Origin of the sequence: Bacillus sp. AP50, assembly GCF_040492675.1 — a bacterium.
GTDB classification, from domain to species: Bacteria; Bacillota; Bacilli; order Bacillales; family Bacillaceae_G; genus Bacillus_A; species Bacillus_A cereus.
In genome coordinates, this window is sequence record NZ_JBEUTW010000117.1 from 1 (window position 1) to 14,034 (window position 14,034).

The following is a 14,034-nucleotide window of genomic DNA, read 5'->3' on the forward strand; positions in this document are numbered from 1 at the left end:
ATATAAGGTAGGAAATACTGAAAATCCTAGTAATGTATCTCCTACAATTTTACTGTCTAGGAAGTATTCAAATAATCCTGAAACCTCCAAAATGTATTCGGATTTAATTCGATTATTTATAGAATTTCAAAAGAAAACAATGAATACAGCAAAAGTAGTAAACAAGGCGGTAATCGATCCTACAATTTTTTTAGAAACTGCAAAAAAGAAATATGGCATTGCAGGAGCATATATGGGGATAGAGATAATAAAAGCTATTAATTTGAGGTTACATAAAAGTCCATGGGGATGGACTAGACAAGTTAATTGGAAGGATGTGGCAGAATTAAGAGGGTTATTTGAAAGTGAATCTTTAGAAACTAATTATGGGAAATTCTTTGATCAACGATATATTGACTATTTAAGTCATAACTTTGATTCAATGGGTGAGATAAACTGGAGGAAATTCGAAGCTCTAACATGTGAATTTTTTGAAAAACATGGATATTATGTTGAAATAGGTGAAGGAAGAGATGATGATGGAATAGATGCACGAGTTTGGCTAAAAGAAAGTGATAAACCAGGACCAGCAACGATTCTAATTCAATGTAAGAGACACAAAACAAAAATTGAAAAAATGGTAGTGAAATCTCTATGGGCAGATATGCAAGAGTATGGTGCTGAATCTGGTTTGATTGTAACAACCAGTTCGCTTTCACCAGGTGCAGAAAAAGTTTGTACAGGTAGAGGTTATCCGATTACTCAAGCTAATAGAGAAACATTAAGAAAATGGATCAATGTTATGAGAACTCCATATAGTGGTGTTTTTTTAGCTGAATAATTTTATGCTTTATTTTATCCTTGGAGAGAGGGAAGAACATGGGAGAATTCACAAAAGACCCGGGTGGACATAAAATCACTGATCCTGGTGGCTGGAAAACAATCTTAGAGTCAGGAACGGGGATATAAAGAGATAAAAAAGCACAGTGCTTAATGCTACTGTGCTTTTGATTTACAGAAATTTATTTTTCATTTTTTTAAGTAACCAATCTTGAACGTTGTCTTTCAAATCAATTCCTACAGTTATAACTCCTAAGACAGCGTCCTTATATATAATGTTAAGGTCTATGCTCAAAGATTTTTTTACAAATTGTAAACGGCAAATGTTTGACGTTTACTGACAGAGTATAGTTCATAATTTATATACTTGCTAATAGTGTTGAGACATTGACTATTAGAAAAAACTTTCTCAACATGAATTGACTTTAAGTGGAATGAAGATTCTTAATCTTGTGATAAACTGATTTTAAGAAATCAAACGGAACAAAAAAGACCCATAGTGTGTGTAAATATGCTGGGAACACGTTTACACCGTTTAGCCCTAATTGAAGTAGGGAAAACATTTGCCATGAGCCTTTCGTTTACGAGTTTTCGTAACGTATACGGCTAGTTATAACACAGCTTTTTGATGTAATTCAGCATTAAGGTGCGTGTTCATGATAGGGAAGTGTGTCTTGTTCCAATAAGGGGGACAAAGCATGTGGAAAGCTCTAGGTCAAATTGAAAAAGAATTATGCGTAGCTGGTATAAGAAAAAATAAACTAGCAGATCATTGGGGTGTTAAGCCAAGTACTGTTACAAAAGTATTTAAAGGTAACACAGATATTAGTTTTGGTTTTCTTTCTAAAACAATTATTCTATTAAATAAAGGCATACAGGTACAAGGGAATATATTAAAGGATTATATTGATGTCACAAATCCGAAATCAGAGAATTTACGTGAAGCGATGGAGGACTTAGCTTTAAGAGGTAAGTTCAATCTTTTGATTGAAGTAATAAATAGTGAATTACAGTCTAAGGTGTCTGAAAATAAAGAATTTGCTAGTGTGTATCTGATTATTTATAAACGATATATCGGTGAGTTGAATGCCAAACTATATTATAAAGCGTTGCATATAGCAAGTAAATCAGTGAAAACAATTGAGATGGAATTGTTAACTGAAATTTTATTATGTCAAGCGCAATATCAAACAGGAAATTATACGACTTTAAATGAGCGTCTGAAATCAATAGAAACTAAAATTGATAAAATTAGTAATAAATATCTTCGTGAGTGCTTCAAATTACGTTACAGAGAAGCGATTGCTGTTACTTCATTGCAAGGAGGAGAAGTAGATGAAGCAAGAAACGTTTGTATTAAATTAATAGATGATCTTGAGTGGGATAACTATTTTTCTTTTCCAAAAGTAAATGCGTACTTAAAGCTAGGTGAATCGTATGTTTTCTCAGTAGGTGAATATGAGAACTCAAAATATTACCTAGAGAAAACATTACAAGTGATTGGTGATAGAAAAGTTGAAGCTGTAGAGAAGAAGAAAGAAATGGTGCAACATACATTATCATTTTTAAAGATTCACCATGACAAAGAAATTAGTGAAACAGATGTTGTACATCCAAGTGAGCTGGCATATTTAATGATTAAACAAGGTAATACAATAGGAGCGAGGGAAATATTAAATCAAATAAAAAGTTCTACAGGTGAATTAACAGACATACAGACCGCTTATTTAGCTTTAACATATGAGGGAGCTAAAAGAGAAGAGTTAATGAAACAATCTCTTCTAATGTGTCAAAAATCAGGAAATATATTTTATTCGAATTTACCGAAAATTCACTTGGGTTTAATTTGAATATTTGTTATAATTAGCATCGGAAAGAGGTGATTAGATGAAAAAATTAATTACAATTATTCCTGTACTATTATTAGCAATTACACTAGTTGTTAACACTGATTCTGCGAAAGAAAAGCCTAGTACAAATGACTCAAAACCAGTAGTTCAGCAAATGATGGTTGATCCTGGTGGCGGTTGGTAAGATACAAAATATAGGTTTACATATATAAATTTAAAATGACATCGTCTTAATTGACGGTGTCATTTGTAGTTTTAAGTAAGATTTCCTTTTTAGGTTTATGAACAAAAAAGAAATTTATGTAAAAAAATAACAAAAGTGATAAGGGGATAAGAGAAGATGAAAAGTAAAGATGGGGAAGTTAATCTGATAAAAAAAGCGCTTTTACTTCTGCAAGAAGAAGATAACCCAAAAGAAATATTATTATCTATCTGTTTAAGTGGACATGAAAGAGACAAAGTAATTTAAAAAAGACTATCTAATTTTTTCGGATAGTCTTTTTTCATTAAATATTCCCTTTAGCTTTTTCGTAACTCACAAACATTTCTAGTTGTTCTAATGCTTTTTTTCGTTGTTCTTCAGGTAGATCATTTATGATTTGAAGAATTTCTTGAGCTTCTTTTGTAAGTTGTAGATCTTGGTCTGCTGTTAAATCTGGCGAATCAGATAACCCAAGTAGATAATCAGTAGTAACATTTAAATGATTAGCTATTTTTTGAAGTGTACGTGTACCTGGTGATTTTTTTCCTTCAACGTAGTTATAAACAGAAACATGACTAACACCAATTGCATCAGCTAATTGTTGTTGAGTAATCCCTCTTTTTTCAATTAACAACTTTAACCTTTCATGACTAAACATAATTAAAACACCCCAAGTTTATTTTATCTATTTTATATGAAGTTATTTCTTCTTTACCACTGTTATAGTGTGACACACGGCACTTTGCTACACTGTCATTATATATTAACTATCAGTTAAGTGGAAAGGTAAAGTTTTTGAAAAAAGTTTTATAAAACACTTGAACTTAACTTAAGGTTAAGTTAATATGTAATTAACAACAAAAACGGAAGAGAGGAGTTGCATATGAAAACTCTAAAACAGCTACGTGTAGAACAGGGATATACATGTAAGGAAGTAGCTGAGGCCGTTGGTATTACGGAAGTGTACTATTGGTACATAGAAAACGGCAAACGCCGTCCTTATTATGACTTAATTGTAAAAATTGCTGATTTCTTAAAAGTGAAACTAGAAGCAATTAAAATTTTTTGCCCTTGACTTAACTTATAGTTAAGTCAAGGTTGGTTAAGTTAAATAGAAGGGAGCAAAACAAAATGGGATTAGATCAAATCATTAAAGAGTCAATCCGTGAAGTTGTTCGTGAAGAAATCAGATCAGCATTAGCTGATTTACATCAACAATCACAACCAAACAAAGTAATGCGAGTAAAAGAAGCGGCAGCTTACCTTAACATCGCGGTTTGTAGAATGTATGAGTTGGCAAGTCATCCGAAGTTTCCGGTTATACGAGAAGGGCGCAAATTACTCTTCTTACAAAAAGATTTGGAAGCATGGCTAGAAGCCCAAAAGGAGGAACCAAACGTTGGTTGAAAGTACATTCAGCCTTTTGGTTACAGCGGTGGTTATCGTTTCATTCGTGGGTGGCGTAGCGCTATTAGATACATTTGAAAAGCTTATCAACGAGAACGAACAGCTAAAGCAAGAAAATGAACAGTTACGAAAGGAGAAAACAGTATGAGCATAACAGCACCAGTTTTACAAAAGGACATGCAAAAGAAACAGGTGTTAGATGAGTTCTTAAAATATTGTAATCAAATGCAAATCGAAGCATTAAAGCAACAGGATCCAATTGCACTTTGTACATGGATTAAGGAAGCAAGGTCAGCTAGACGAGAACTTGCAGCACTGTATCGAGCGAAAGAAAAGCACGATGTGGAACGTGAAAAGGATCGTAAAAACATCTTAGGAATTATCCGACGGTTAAGAAGTCAGGGCGTTGATGCAAGTGTGGTAGAAAGAGCACATTGCATTACTCTTTGCGAGGAGGTGATTTAAATGGAAATGAACAACAAAACCAAAGTAATTCCAGCACCTGCGGTAACAGAGACTGTTGTAGAAGTGAAAATTCTATTAAATAATAAGCAAATTTGTGAATCTAACGTTGTACTTCAACTTGACCAGAAATAGTAGCACTATATCGTTCATGCATATGTTTTCTTAAGTTACCTTCGTAAGCTTTTGTCGCTTCTTTTATAACCATTTCTAGACTGCTCTCTGGAGTTAAATCATTATACTGGCGCGATTGTTCATGGACGTATTTTAAAACACGGTCAACAATTTCATGATGAGATAGTTTGAAAATATCATCTAAATCAACGCGAATATTTATAGTATTTGGTTTCATACAAACACCTCCTTTCGTCTAACTAATTCGACAGAAAGGAGGAAAATCCTACATTAAAGGAGGTGAGCACGATGCTAGATAACCCGATGGCGATGCACAACGGCTACGGTAAAGCAGATCCGCAAGAACAGATGATAGACTATCCAGTTGAAGATGCATTAGGTAATGAAATTCTGCCAGGTGATGAGTTTTTAATCGCACCAGATGGCGAAGTGGTCCTAAAGGATAACATCATGGATTACATGATTACGCAGCTTGGATTTGAGAAGAAAACCGCAAGGGAATAAGAGGTGGTTATGACATGAAAGAAACCTGGAAGTCTGTAACAGGTTACGAGGGGCATTACGAAATTTCAAGCACAGGAAATGTAAAGTCAATCAAGTTCAAAAAAGAGAAGTACCGCAAGCAATTTTGTAGTCAAGGCTATAAAAAGGTGCAATTGCATCTTAATGGGAAAGCTCAAAAATTCTATGTTCACAGATTGGTTACAGAAGCTTTTATTGAAAATCCAGATGGAAAAAGCCACGTGAATCATAAGGACGGAAATAGAAGTAATAACACAATTTCCAATTTGGAATGGGTTACAAATTCAGAGAACATGAAGCATGCTTATAAGTATTTATTGCCGAAAGATTATGCGAAAGATCTAAAGTCAAAGACATCCAAACCTGTCGAGCAAATAGATCAACATACGCTTCAAGTACTTAGGAAATTTAAATCAACAAAGGCTGCAGCGAGATTTATCGGTATCAGCCCTGTTCACATAGTGAATGTATGTAAAGGAAAGAGAAGAACATCCAAAGGCTTTATTTGGAGATATGCATGAAAAAGACCACCTGTAGCAGCAGGAGGTCCCTTTAAAAAGATAAGTTAGGGCTAGTATATCACAGAAAGCGAGTGAATAGAACATGCAAGCAAAAGTATTGGTAAATACACTCAATATGGACCACGATCAGTGGTTGCAAGCACGTACACAAGGTATTGGCGGCTCAGATGTTTCTGCAATAGCAGGTTTAAATAAATGGAAATCAGCAGTGCAAGTATTCCTTGAAAAAACACAAGCGATTGAAAAGGAAGATATACAAAGTGAAGCTGCATACTTCGGCAACGTTTTAGAAGAAGTAGTGGCAAAAGAATTTGCAAAACGCACAGATTTAAAGGTTCAACGCAGAAATGCCATTCTTCAACACCCTGAATATCCGTGGATGTTAGCGAATGTGGATCGATTAATTGTTGGTGAAAAAGTTGGACTTGAATGCAAAACGTCGTCGGAATATTTAAAAAAAGAGTGGGAAGATGAGGAAGTTCCAGCTGCTTATCTCTTACAGTGTCAACATTATATGGCCGTAACTGGCTATGAAGCATGGTGGATTGCGGTACTCATCGGTGGCAACAAATTTGTTCATAAAAAAATCGAACGCGATGAGGAATTGATCCAGTACCTTATCGATATTGAAAAAGACTTCTGGCTCAACAACGTTAAGAAGAACGAGCCACCGATGTTTGACGGTTCGGATTCATCAACAGAATTACTTAAACATTTATATCCAGAATCCATTACAGATAGCTTTGTAAGTTTAGGTAAGCAAGAAGAACTTCTCATTGAAGCGCGTGATCAAGTGGACCGAGAAATTAAAGTCCTGCAAGAACAAAAGGTAGAGTACGAAAACAAAATCAAAGCAAAACTCGGTACCAATGAAGTTGGTGGAACTGAGAACTACAAGATTTATTGGAAGTCATATACAACTAATCGGTTTGATAGCAAGCGATTCAAAGCGGAACACCCAGATTTATTTGAGCAGTATGTTAAAGAATCTAAATCAAGAAAATTCACAGTTAAATAAGGGAGGAAATAAACAATGGCAACTAACAAAGATGTAAAAAATCAATTAGCAAATCGTAAGGTAAGCACACCAGTAACACCTGAACAAACAGTAGAAGCGTATATGAAGAAAATGGCTCCACGTTTTGCGGAAGTGTTACCGAAACACATGAGTATGGATCGGATGAGCCGAATTGCATTAACAACGATTCGTACAAATCCAAAGCTACTTGAATGCAAAGTACCATCGCTTATGGGAGCTGTTATGCAAGCCGTACAATTAGGGTTGGAGCCAGGATTGTTAGGGCATTGCTACATCTTACCATATAAGAGTGAAGCGACTTTCATTATCGGATATAAAGGCATGATTGATTTAGCAAGACGTTCTGGTCACATTCAAAGCATCTATGCACATGCAGTTTATGAAAATGATGAGTTTGAATACGAGTTAGGTTTACACCCTCAACTGAAGCACAAACCGTCATTTGGTGATCGTGGTGAGTTTATTGGAGCGTATGCAGTCGCACATTTCAAAGATGGTGGGCATCAAATGGAATTTATGCCAAAGAGTGAAATTGAAAAAAGAAGAGGGCGTTCAGCTTCAGCAAATTCGAACTATAGCCCGTGGAAAACAGATTATGAGGAAATGGCGAAGAAAACAGTGGTTCGTTACATGTTTAAATACTTGCCAATTAGCATTGAAGTTCAGTCACAAGCCCAGCATGACGAAGTGGTTCGAAAAGATATCACGGAAGAACCAGAATTCATAGAAGCAGATCCAATTGAAGTGGATCAATCAGCTGAAGGGAATGGACAGGCAGAATTCGTGATTGAAGGTGAGTAACAAATCAAAGGTGCTACTCTCTCGCAAATTGTGGGAGAGAGCACAATCAAAAGATGAATTAAAACAGTCGATTGCATGTTATATACAAACTGGTTATCCAGGTTATCGAATAGAGAAAGTCATTAAGGAAAATGAGTCTTACATCGCGATTTGCACAAGGGGGTCATAAGATGGGCATCTTTCGAGTTAAGAAGGATACAAATTACTCGGTGATACACAACACGCCTTTACGTGATGAAAATCTGAGTTGGCGAGCAAAAGGATTATTAGCATACATGCTTTCTTTACCTGATGATTGGACTTTTCATGCAACAGAGCTAAGTCAACATGCCAAAGATAGCGAAAAAATAACAACAAGTACTCTCAAAGAATTAAAGGCTGCAGGATATTTGAAACGTTATCCAGTTCAAGATTCAGAGACAGGAAAAATATCACATTGGGAAACTGCTGTTTATGAAGTACCGACCATAGATAAGGAAAACCATCCTATGGAAAAACCACCTAGTGGTAAAACCATTGACTGGAAAACCACACGTATGGAAAACCACTCAGTGGAAAAAGGCCAACTACTAAATACTAATGATTTACTAAGTACTGATATACCAAGTACTAAACTAACTAATGATGATGTAGATAAGCATCCTTTGATAGATGAAGAATTTCAAAAAAGTTATAACTACCTTTTACAGAACAACATTCCATTAAGTGAAACGGCAATGCAGGATTTGGGAGAGTTTAGTGATGTATTAGGTAGCCAAATCATTATGGAAGCTGTTGATAGGGCGGTTGATCAGAACGCGAAACGATGGAAATACATTAGCGGTATTTTATTCAACTGGCAAAAAAGCAACGTGAAAACATTGGCAGATGTAATCAAGCTTGATGAGGATTATAAAAATCAAAGAGGTGGTGTAGAGAATGCAACACGTAGGGGACGCGCTGGCAAAGGTTTTAGTACGGGCAGAAGCTATGAGGAAGAAATTGCAAGCAGAGAACGCAATAGACCCAACTACATCAAACGAGTATAGATGTTTAAAATGTCAGGATTCAGAAGTGATTTTTTACGAAGAAGTTAATCAATTCGGTATGAGAGTGTCTATGCAAAAAGATTGTGAATGCAAAGCGCAACGAGTATTAGAGCGTAGGTTAAAAAACGCAATGATTCCCGAAGAATTTACAAATGCCCGTTTTGATTCTTACAAGCGGGAAACAGAGCAACAAAAGCTTCTTTACAAAATGATGGTGGAGTATCTGCATTACTTTAAACAAATCAAAGGGACAAAACAAAATAGTTTAGGTTTTGTTGCAACATTTGGTGAGTTACGAATTAAGCAATTAGAGCTAGCAAAGCAAGCGCAAGCAAAGAGAGAACATAACAGTTTTGGACTTGGTAAAACGCATCTTCAAGTAGCTGCAGCGAAGTATCTTATGAATCAAGGATATAGCGTGCTGCTAATATCAGACGGAACTTTTATGGATGATCTCATTGCAGCCAAGATGATGAATGATGATAAAAAAGAATTTAATCGCCTGATGGATCATGCAAAAAAAGTAGAGGTTCTCATTTGGGATGATTTAGGGAAATCAAAATGGTCAGAAGCAAAAGAGAATCTCTACTATCAAATTATTGATTATCGGTATCGACATAATATGCCTATTTTATACAGTTCTAATGAAGATAATGAAACATTAGGAGAAAAAATTGGTTTTGCAGCAAATAGTCGATTACAAGGCATGAGCAAGCATTACATCGTCGAAATTGAAGGCGAAGATTATCGTGAAAAGGAGTGAAGAAAATGTGCATGACATGCAGTAACACTGGCGTAGTTCATAAAGAAATTTATCCTGGGATGATAACGATTGAGGGTTGTAATTGTGAGGTAGCAAAGCAGCAGGAAGCTTCATACCAAGAACAATGGGATGCTTGGATACAAAAATTTGAAGGATGGAAAAGGGGGTTACTGCATGAGCAACGTGTCGGTTGAGAAAAAGCGTGAGTTTATGCAATTTGTTTTAAACCATATCTTGCCCAGAAGACACGAGGGCTTTCCATTTATCTACACATTTCATAAACATTTAAGGTTTGTAACTAGAATCCACTTTGTTGAAAATGCAAAGAAGTATCCGTATGGAATTGAAATTTCTGCAGAGTTTTCAGAAGGTCAACTGTTCGCGTTTTATAAACCAAATTTAACTATTACAGATGGAATGTCAGCATATCATCATTTCAATGTGAATGATGCACCGATATATATTCAAATCAATTTTAAAGGTAAATACAAGGAACCTTTGTACATGGAAGTACTTGAAGATGATGAGTGCTCGCTTGAAACGCATATCGACGGAGAAGATCATGATGAAATTGAAAAGTTAATAAAATACCAACTCATTAATCATGCACTAGACACAAGAAATAAAGAACTGTTCCACCAGTTGATTGCAAATTAAGGGGGAGATGAAAGGATGGTGGTTCTTTACAAATTCAAACTCACTACCATTTTCGAACAATGGCCGAATGAAGAATATGTGGTAGCGGAAACTGAAGGAAAGGCAAGATTTCTGTACTGGAAAAAGTTCAGAACAAAGCTTCTAACGATGCCAATGGCTGAATTCATGAAGTTTGTAAAGTGTGAGAACGAAGGGGTTTTTGATATCAAGCGGATGTACAGCACAGAACAAGCGTTTAAGAAAATGCAAAACTTTAGAAACCTACATTTTGCTTACATGGGTATGCGAGTAAACGTAGCTGGCATGTGGGGTACGATCGTTGGGAACTGGAAAACTAATCTGTTTGTTTTGTTCGATGGAGAAATTGAAAAGCACAACTGCCATCCTTATTGGGAAATTGCTTACTACGATGATGAGGGCAATGTGGTTCGAAATTATCAGAAGGGAGAGTATGCGGTATAAGTAAAAAAGGACGAGCAGTCGTACCTGCCGTCCTTTATAGGAGAAAAATTATTCTGGATTAGAACTACGAATAACCAGAAAACGCGCTTTAAAACAGTGTTGTCAAAGATGTAATAATCTATGCAACAAAAAGCTTAGTCGGAATTCAAAACACCAAATGGCTTGCATTGGCAACAGGCTCAAAAGTAGTATATGTAAAATGAAAAATTCCATACAAAAAGCAGACAACATTTTCGGTTGTCTGCCAGTTAGTCGAATGAGTTAGCTAATTGTGATAAATTGCATTCCCATTGCGAGAAGAGTGAAGCTGCTAGTTCGAACAGCTTGTTGATATTATTTTCGATATTTTTAAAAATATACAGTAAGAATTAGAAAAGTGATGAACCAATCTGCCTCTTACTGTAAAAGAAGGAAGTACCAGCCGTGGATTAAGCGGCTTGAAAATAGTATGTATTGATTTTTGAAAAATATTCAAGGGGTGAAGAAACATGGAATGTGCACAAAATGCTGTATATGAAATCACTCAGTTAATTAGTGAAGCGAAAGAGAAAAGTTATGAGTAAATATAACAATAAAAAAGCTGAGCTAGACGGCCATGTATTCGATAGTAAGGCTGAATCGGATTATTATTCTGGTTTAAAGGTTTGCCAAGCTGCAGGTGAAATTAAAAGCTTCGAATTACAACCAAGGTTCACCTTGCAACCAGCGTTTACAAAGAACGGTAAAAGTTTTAAGGCAATTACATATATCGCAGACTTCATGGTTTATTTGCCAAATGGTGATGTAGAAGTCGTGGACATAAAGGGTATGGTGACGGAAACATTCGCGGTGAAAAAGAAGATGTTCGAATATAAATATCCACACTTACAACTCATTCTTTTAAAGCATGTTATCAAATATGGCGGATTCATCACACTTGATGAGTACAACAAATTAAAACGTGAAGAGAAAAAACTAAAAAAGGCTAAATAAAGGGAGCGGATCATATGTCATATATCGAATTCAAACCAACTTTAAAGAAAGTAAATCTTAAACCTGATGGGAAGAAAGAAATCGTTTTGGAAGTAACGGATAGCTCATTAAATGGAAAGTTAGATGCACTTTCTGAATTAATCGATATTAAAGTGGCTGTATCATTGGAGTCTCTTATCGTGAATTATAATGTGTTGCTAAATGCAAAAACGAACAAACCGTTAACTGAATATGAAGTGGATGAAAAAGGTTTTGTGCAAGAAGTTAAACAGGTGTATGAGCAAATGGAAGCGGACTTCGATATTCCAGAAGAGAAAATCCTAACTCGCGAAGAAAGAGAGCAAGCGGATCGTGAAACCGTTGATGCATTTATCATTAGCGGGCTTGCTCCAGGCTTAGATGATTTACCACATGACTTTGCTTACATTGTAAAACGAAAGCTTGAAGGAGAGTCTTATCTAAAATTAGCAAACGAGCTGAAGATTTCTAACGTGAAGCTAATTGAAATGATTGATGATTACCGTGCTCGCATTGCACCGATGGCGATTAAATGGCACGAATGGAAAGAGAAACAGCCGGATGTAGGAGAGCAGTCAAAGGTAGAAGAGAAACCGAAGGAAGAAACAAAGACAGAAGAAACAGTTGTAACGGTAGAAGAACAGGTGCAAGAAAAAGAATCGCAATCTTCTGAAGAAATTGAAGTCACTGATGAGGACAAGCCTTTTGATGAAACATTAGAAGACTAATAAAAACAGGTTGGTAGTATGACAATTTCGTTGTACTACTTGCCTTCCAATCTCATATGGGGTGATGGATTGAGCAAAGCTGAGAAACGTCATATCCGACTCAAGATTCTAAATTTACAAGATGAACACTGTAAAGCGTGTAAAACTGTTCCAAAATCGATTGGAAACAATTATGAAATAGCGCGTTGGTGTTCAGAGAACTGTGAAATCGGTAAAAATCTAAAAAGCTTAGGGGAGAGTCTACTCGAGGGGAGAACGGAACATATGGCTGAACAAAAAAACTGGGATCAAATTTGTGTAACTGCTGAAAAATTACGTGCTTCTGATGAAAAGAAATGGACTTGGGGGAAAATCGGAGCAGAGTTCGGAGTAACAGAAGGGAATTTATATTATCACGTTGCAAAAAGACGGGAGGCAAATGCAACGCCTGATAAGCGTGTAGGTACACCTAAGAAAGCTCAGGGTACAAAACCATTACTACAGCCTCAAAACAAAGAAAAAGCGAAATCTGAACCACCAGAATTAAAACCTGTAGTTATTGAGCATATCGAGAAAGTAGAAACCCTAGATGTTTCTTGGAAAGAGCAATTAAATAACATTTTTGATGAAAAAGATGTACTTCTAAAAGAGTTGAGTGAAGTAACGGAAATATACGAAGAATTAAAAAATATAAAAGAAAAACTAGCTCAAGATCTGATTGCAGAAACGAAAGCACGCTTGGAAGCAGAAGATGCACTAAAGCTATCACAAGAGCAGCTACAATATCGTGATGAAGATTACAACACATTACTTAACGAGTTTAATACGATTACGGAAAAGAATCATGAATTGGGGCATGACCTTCAAAAAATGCATATCAATGTACGTGCCGCAGAAGAGACAGCTGCGAAAGAACGTGAACATCGCCTTGAGTTACAAGGCAGATCACAAGCGCTCGGTTTAGCGCTCAAAGCAGTCTTGTAGGTGGATGCTATGAAACTGACAAAAGAAGAACGAAAAGAGCTCACATACCAAATTGGTGACATTATCGAACAGAAATGTAGACGTTGTTATTATAATCGTTCATCCAACGAAAGTTTTAGTGTTAATGAGTGTAAAGCATGCCCGACTGGTGAAGAATTACGCCAGTTGGGTAGATACTTGGATACACAGCCGAAAAAGAACGGTGGACCGAGAAAGAGAACGCCAATTGGATTAACCCCTGAAATTGTAAGAGGTTTGAATATACAAGGTATTCCAGATACGGAAATCAGCATTATGTATGAACGCAGTTTTACTTACGTTGGAAAGCTCAAGAAGAAGTGGGAACGTGAAGGGAAATGGAAAGGTCCAACTAAAATGAGAGAAATAAAAAAAGGCTAGGATTTCTTCTAGCACTCAAGCATAAGCCGTATGGAAAGTAGAATGCTTTCCTTATTTAAAGGTGCAAAGCTCCGTTTTTAAAGAGTGTAGTCATGGGAAGTTGACTTGAGGATAGTATGTGTAATGTAAAAAAAGATTATCCGTATAGGAGAATGAAAAAAGAGTACATATCGAATATGTACTCTTGAAAAAAAGGAAGTGTAAATAAGTGATGAAACACTATACTACAACATATGCTTGTCTCATTTAAAAGTGCAAGGAATATAACAAAATAGTTATTTTATGA

The 14,034-nt window shown here is 36.0% G+C and carries 24 protein-coding genes and 1 pseudogene; 23 read left to right on the top strand and 2 right to left on the bottom strand.

Annotation, left to right across the window (positions count from 1 at the left end):
• The 4 genes from ABWK52_RS10500 to ABWK52_RS10515 form a co-directional block, all read left to right on the top strand.
• Positions 1-820, top strand: an 820-nt coding sequence (locus tag ABWK52_RS10500) for a restriction endonuclease (RefSeq protein ID WP_353771931.1), incomplete at its 5' end; no start/stop codon positions are given.
• A 697-nt stretch (positions 821-1,517) separates the two neighbouring features.
• Complete coding sequence (locus tag ABWK52_RS10505; RefSeq protein WP_098541263.1) at positions 1,518-2,669, top strand: AimR family lysis-lysogeny pheromone receptor; 1,152 nt, start codon at positions 1,518-1,520, stop codon at positions 2,667-2,669.
• A gap of 37 nt (positions 2,670-2,706) precedes the next feature.
• Positions 2,707-2,853, top strand: coding sequence for a hypothetical protein (locus ABWK52_RS10510; RefSeq protein ID WP_000733986.1), 147 nt, complete (start codon positions 2,707-2,709; stop codon positions 2,851-2,853).
• A 156-nt stretch (positions 2,854-3,009) separates the two neighbouring features.
• Positions 3,010-3,138: a hypothetical protein gene (locus tag ABWK52_RS10515; RefSeq protein WP_000836758.1), complete on the top strand. Its 129-nt coding sequence runs from the start codon at positions 3,010-3,012 to the stop codon at positions 3,136-3,138.
• A gap of 37 nt (positions 3,139-3,175) precedes the next feature.
• Here ABWK52_RS10515 and ABWK52_RS10520 read toward each other — a convergent pair whose 3' ends face one another.
• Positions 3,176-3,529, bottom strand: a complete 354-nt coding sequence (locus ABWK52_RS10520) for a helix-turn-helix domain-containing protein (RefSeq protein WP_084064305.1) — start codon at positions 3,527-3,529, stop codon at positions 3,176-3,178.
• A gap of 225 nt (positions 3,530-3,754) precedes the next feature.
• Between ABWK52_RS10520 and ABWK52_RS10525 the strand changes: the two genes are divergently transcribed.
• The 5 genes from ABWK52_RS10525 to ABWK52_RS10545 are packed head-to-tail and all read left to right on the top strand — an operon-like array spanning position 3,755 to position 4,875.
• Positions 3,755-3,946, top strand: coding sequence for a helix-turn-helix domain-containing protein (locus ABWK52_RS10525; protein WP_000854267.1), 192 nt, complete (start codon positions 3,755-3,757; stop codon positions 3,944-3,946).
• A gap of 56 nt (positions 3,947-4,002) precedes the next feature.
• Positions 4,003-4,278 (top strand): helix-turn-helix domain-containing protein, encoded by a 276-nt coding sequence (locus ABWK52_RS10530; RefSeq protein ID WP_000522035.1) that lies wholly within the window; start codon positions 4,003-4,005, stop codon positions 4,276-4,278.
• A complete protein-coding gene (locus tag ABWK52_RS10535; RefSeq protein WP_000230374.1) occupies positions 4,271-4,426 on the top strand; it encodes a hypothetical protein in 156 nt (51 codons plus the stop codon). Before ABWK52_RS10530 ends, ABWK52_RS10535 begins: the two co-directional genes overlap by 8 nt.
• Positions 4,423-4,743 carry a hypothetical protein gene (locus ABWK52_RS10540; protein ID WP_084064304.1) on the top strand — a complete coding sequence of 107 codons (321 nt, stop codon included), beginning with the start codon at positions 4,423-4,425 and terminating at the stop codon, positions 4,741-4,743. The genes ABWK52_RS10535 and ABWK52_RS10540 overlap by 4 nt, the downstream gene beginning before the upstream one ends.
• Complete coding sequence (locus tag ABWK52_RS10545) at positions 4,744-4,875, top strand: hypothetical protein (protein WP_000425727.1); 132 nt, start codon at positions 4,744-4,746, stop codon at positions 4,873-4,875. It begins immediately after the preceding gene.
• Here the strand turns inward: ABWK52_RS10545 and ABWK52_RS10550 are convergent.
• Positions 4,844-5,092, bottom strand: a complete 249-nt coding sequence (locus ABWK52_RS10550) for a hypothetical protein (RefSeq protein ID WP_098541261.1) — start codon at positions 5,090-5,092, stop codon at positions 4,844-4,846. The two genes, ABWK52_RS10545 and ABWK52_RS10550, sit on opposite strands and share 32 nt — an antisense overlap.
• Before the next feature lie 71 nt (positions 5,093-5,163).
• On the opposite strand from ABWK52_RS10550, the gene ABWK52_RS10555 reads away from it, so the two are divergent.
• The 14 genes and pseudogenes from ABWK52_RS10555 (at position 5,164) to ABWK52_RS10620 (ending at position 13,748) form a co-directional block, all read left to right on the top strand.
• Positions 5,164-5,379, top strand: coding sequence for a YqaI family protein (locus tag ABWK52_RS10555; protein WP_000886553.1), 216 nt, complete (start codon positions 5,164-5,166; stop codon positions 5,377-5,379).
• 14 nt (positions 5,380-5,393) lie between these two features.
• Positions 5,394-5,918, top strand: coding sequence for an HNH endonuclease (locus ABWK52_RS10560; RefSeq protein WP_098541259.1), 525 nt, complete (start codon positions 5,394-5,396; stop codon positions 5,916-5,918).
• A gap of 82 nt (positions 5,919-6,000) precedes the next feature.
• Positions 6,001-6,936, top strand: a complete 936-nt coding sequence (locus tag ABWK52_RS10565) for a YqaJ viral recombinase family protein (RefSeq protein WP_084064302.1) — start codon at positions 6,001-6,003, stop codon at positions 6,934-6,936.
• 15 nt (positions 6,937-6,951) lie between these two features.
• A complete protein-coding gene (gene recT / locus ABWK52_RS10570) occupies positions 6,952-7,758 on the top strand; it encodes a recombination protein RecT (protein WP_084064301.1) in 807 nt (268 codons plus the stop codon).
• A gap of 170 nt (positions 7,759-7,928) precedes the next feature.
• On the top strand, positions 7,929-8,786 hold the full coding sequence (locus tag ABWK52_RS10575) for a DnaD domain-containing protein (protein ID WP_084064300.1): 858 nt from the start codon (positions 7,929-7,931) through the stop codon (positions 8,784-8,786).
• On the top strand, positions 8,677-9,549 hold the full coding sequence (locus tag ABWK52_RS10580; RefSeq protein WP_257142799.1) for an ATP-binding protein: 873 nt from the start codon (positions 8,677-8,679) through the stop codon (positions 9,547-9,549). The genes ABWK52_RS10575 and ABWK52_RS10580 overlap by 110 nt, the downstream gene beginning before the upstream one ends.
• 5 nt (positions 9,550-9,554) lie before the next feature.
• The gene (locus ABWK52_RS10585; RefSeq protein WP_084064299.1) at positions 9,555-9,743 is read left to right on the top strand and encodes a hypothetical protein; all 189 of its coding nucleotides are present in this window, start codon (positions 9,555-9,557) and stop codon (positions 9,741-9,743) included.
• Positions 9,724-10,206: a YpiB family protein gene (locus ABWK52_RS10590; protein ID WP_084064298.1), complete on the top strand. Its 483-nt coding sequence runs from the start codon at positions 9,724-9,726 to the stop codon at positions 10,204-10,206. The genes ABWK52_RS10585 and ABWK52_RS10590 overlap by 20 nt, the downstream gene beginning before the upstream one ends.
• A 15-nt stretch (positions 10,207-10,221) precedes the next feature.
• Positions 10,222-10,668, top strand: coding sequence for an MFS transporter (locus ABWK52_RS10595; protein ID WP_255289033.1), 447 nt, complete (start codon positions 10,222-10,224; stop codon positions 10,666-10,668).
• A gap of 555 nt (positions 10,669-11,223) precedes the next feature.
• Positions 11,224-11,640, top strand: a complete 417-nt coding sequence (locus ABWK52_RS10600; RefSeq protein ID WP_098541257.1) for a DUF1064 domain-containing protein — start codon at positions 11,224-11,226, stop codon at positions 11,638-11,640.
• Between the two features lie 14 nt (positions 11,641-11,654).
• Positions 11,655-12,386, top strand: a complete 732-nt coding sequence (locus ABWK52_RS10605; RefSeq protein ID WP_097880032.1) for a 2-methylcitrate dehydratase — start codon at positions 11,655-11,657, stop codon at positions 12,384-12,386.
• Between the two features lie 18 nt (positions 12,387-12,404).
• Positions 12,405-12,617, top strand: a pseudogene (locus tag ABWK52_RS10610) (hypothetical protein); the annotation flags it as partial.
• Between the two features lie 33 nt (positions 12,618-12,650).
• On the top strand, positions 12,651-13,349 hold the full coding sequence (locus tag ABWK52_RS10615; RefSeq protein WP_001987359.1) for a hypothetical protein: 699 nt from the start codon (positions 12,651-12,653) through the stop codon (positions 13,347-13,349).
• Positions 13,350-13,358: 9 nt separating this feature from the next.
• Complete coding sequence (locus tag ABWK52_RS10620; protein WP_000778927.1) at positions 13,359-13,748, top strand: zinc-finger domain-containing protein; 390 nt, start codon at positions 13,359-13,361, stop codon at positions 13,746-13,748.
• The last annotated feature ends 286 nt before the right edge of the window (positions 13,749-14,034 follow it).

Excerpts from the sequence above, each read along its gene's own strand:
- ABWK52_RS10620 (WP_000778927.1), top strand. The coding sequence starts at position 13,359 with ATGAAACTGACAAAAGAAGAACGAAAAGAGCTCACATACCAAATTGGT.
- ABWK52_RS10540 (WP_084064304.1), top strand. The coding sequence starts at position 4,423 with ATGAGCATAACAGCACCAGTTTTACAAAAGGACATGCAAAAGAAACAG.
- ABWK52_RS10530 (WP_000522035.1), top strand. The coding sequence starts at position 4,003 with ATGGGATTAGATCAAATCATTAAAGAGTCAATCCGTGAAGTTGTTCGT.
- ABWK52_RS10545 (WP_000425727.1), top strand. The coding sequence starts at position 4,744 with ATGGAAATGAACAACAAAACCAAAGTAATTCCAGCACCTGCGGTAACA.
- ABWK52_RS10595 (WP_255289033.1), top strand. The coding sequence starts at position 10,222 with ATGGTGGTTCTTTACAAATTCAAACTCACTACCATTTTCGAACAATGG.
- ABWK52_RS10590 (WP_084064298.1), top strand. The coding sequence starts at position 9,724 with ATGAGCAACGTGTCGGTTGAGAAAAAGCGTGAGTTTATGCAATTTGTT.
- ABWK52_RS10560 (WP_098541259.1), top strand. The coding sequence starts at position 5,394 with ATGAAAGAAACCTGGAAGTCTGTAACAGGTTACGAGGGGCATTACGAA.
- ABWK52_RS10515 (WP_000836758.1), top strand. The coding sequence starts at position 3,010 with ATGAAAAGTAAAGATGGGGAAGTTAATCTGATAAAAAAAGCGCTTTTA.
- ABWK52_RS10600 (WP_098541257.1), top strand. The coding sequence starts at position 11,224 with ATGAGTAAATATAACAATAAAAAAGCTGAGCTAGACGGCCATGTATTC.
- ABWK52_RS10580 (WP_257142799.1), top strand. The coding sequence starts at position 8,677 with ATGCAACACGTAGGGGACGCGCTGGCAAAGGTTTTAGTACGGGCAGAA.
- ABWK52_RS10550 (WP_098541261.1), bottom strand. The coding sequence starts at position 5,092 with ATGAAACCAAATACTATAAATATTCGCGTTGATTTAGATGATATTTTC.
- ABWK52_RS10510 (WP_000733986.1), top strand. The coding sequence starts at position 2,707 with ATGAAAAAATTAATTACAATTATTCCTGTACTATTATTAGCAATTACA.
- ABWK52_RS10525 (WP_000854267.1), top strand. The coding sequence starts at position 3,755 with ATGAAAACTCTAAAACAGCTACGTGTAGAACAGGGATATACATGTAAG.
- ABWK52_RS10555 (WP_000886553.1), top strand. The coding sequence starts at position 5,164 with ATGCTAGATAACCCGATGGCGATGCACAACGGCTACGGTAAAGCAGAT.
- ABWK52_RS10575 (WP_084064300.1), top strand. The coding sequence starts at position 7,929 with ATGGGCATCTTTCGAGTTAAGAAGGATACAAATTACTCGGTGATACAC.
- ABWK52_RS10585 (WP_084064299.1), top strand. The coding sequence starts at position 9,555 with ATGTGCATGACATGCAGTAACACTGGCGTAGTTCATAAAGAAATTTAT.
- ABWK52_RS10505 (WP_098541263.1), top strand. The coding sequence starts at position 1,518 with ATGTGGAAAGCTCTAGGTCAAATTGAAAAAGAATTATGCGTAGCTGGT.
- ABWK52_RS10565 (WP_084064302.1), top strand. The coding sequence starts at position 6,001 with ATGCAAGCAAAAGTATTGGTAAATACACTCAATATGGACCACGATCAG.
- ABWK52_RS10605 (WP_097880032.1), top strand. The coding sequence starts at position 11,655 with ATGTCATATATCGAATTCAAACCAACTTTAAAGAAAGTAAATCTTAAA.
- recT (WP_084064301.1), top strand. The coding sequence starts at position 6,952 with ATGGCAACTAACAAAGATGTAAAAAATCAATTAGCAAATCGTAAGGTA.
- ABWK52_RS10520 (WP_084064305.1), bottom strand. The coding sequence starts at position 3,529 with ATGTTTAGTCATGAAAGGTTAAAGTTGTTAATTGAAAAAAGAGGGATT.
- ABWK52_RS10615 (WP_001987359.1), top strand. The coding sequence starts at position 12,651 with ATGGCTGAACAAAAAAACTGGGATCAAATTTGTGTAACTGCTGAAAAA.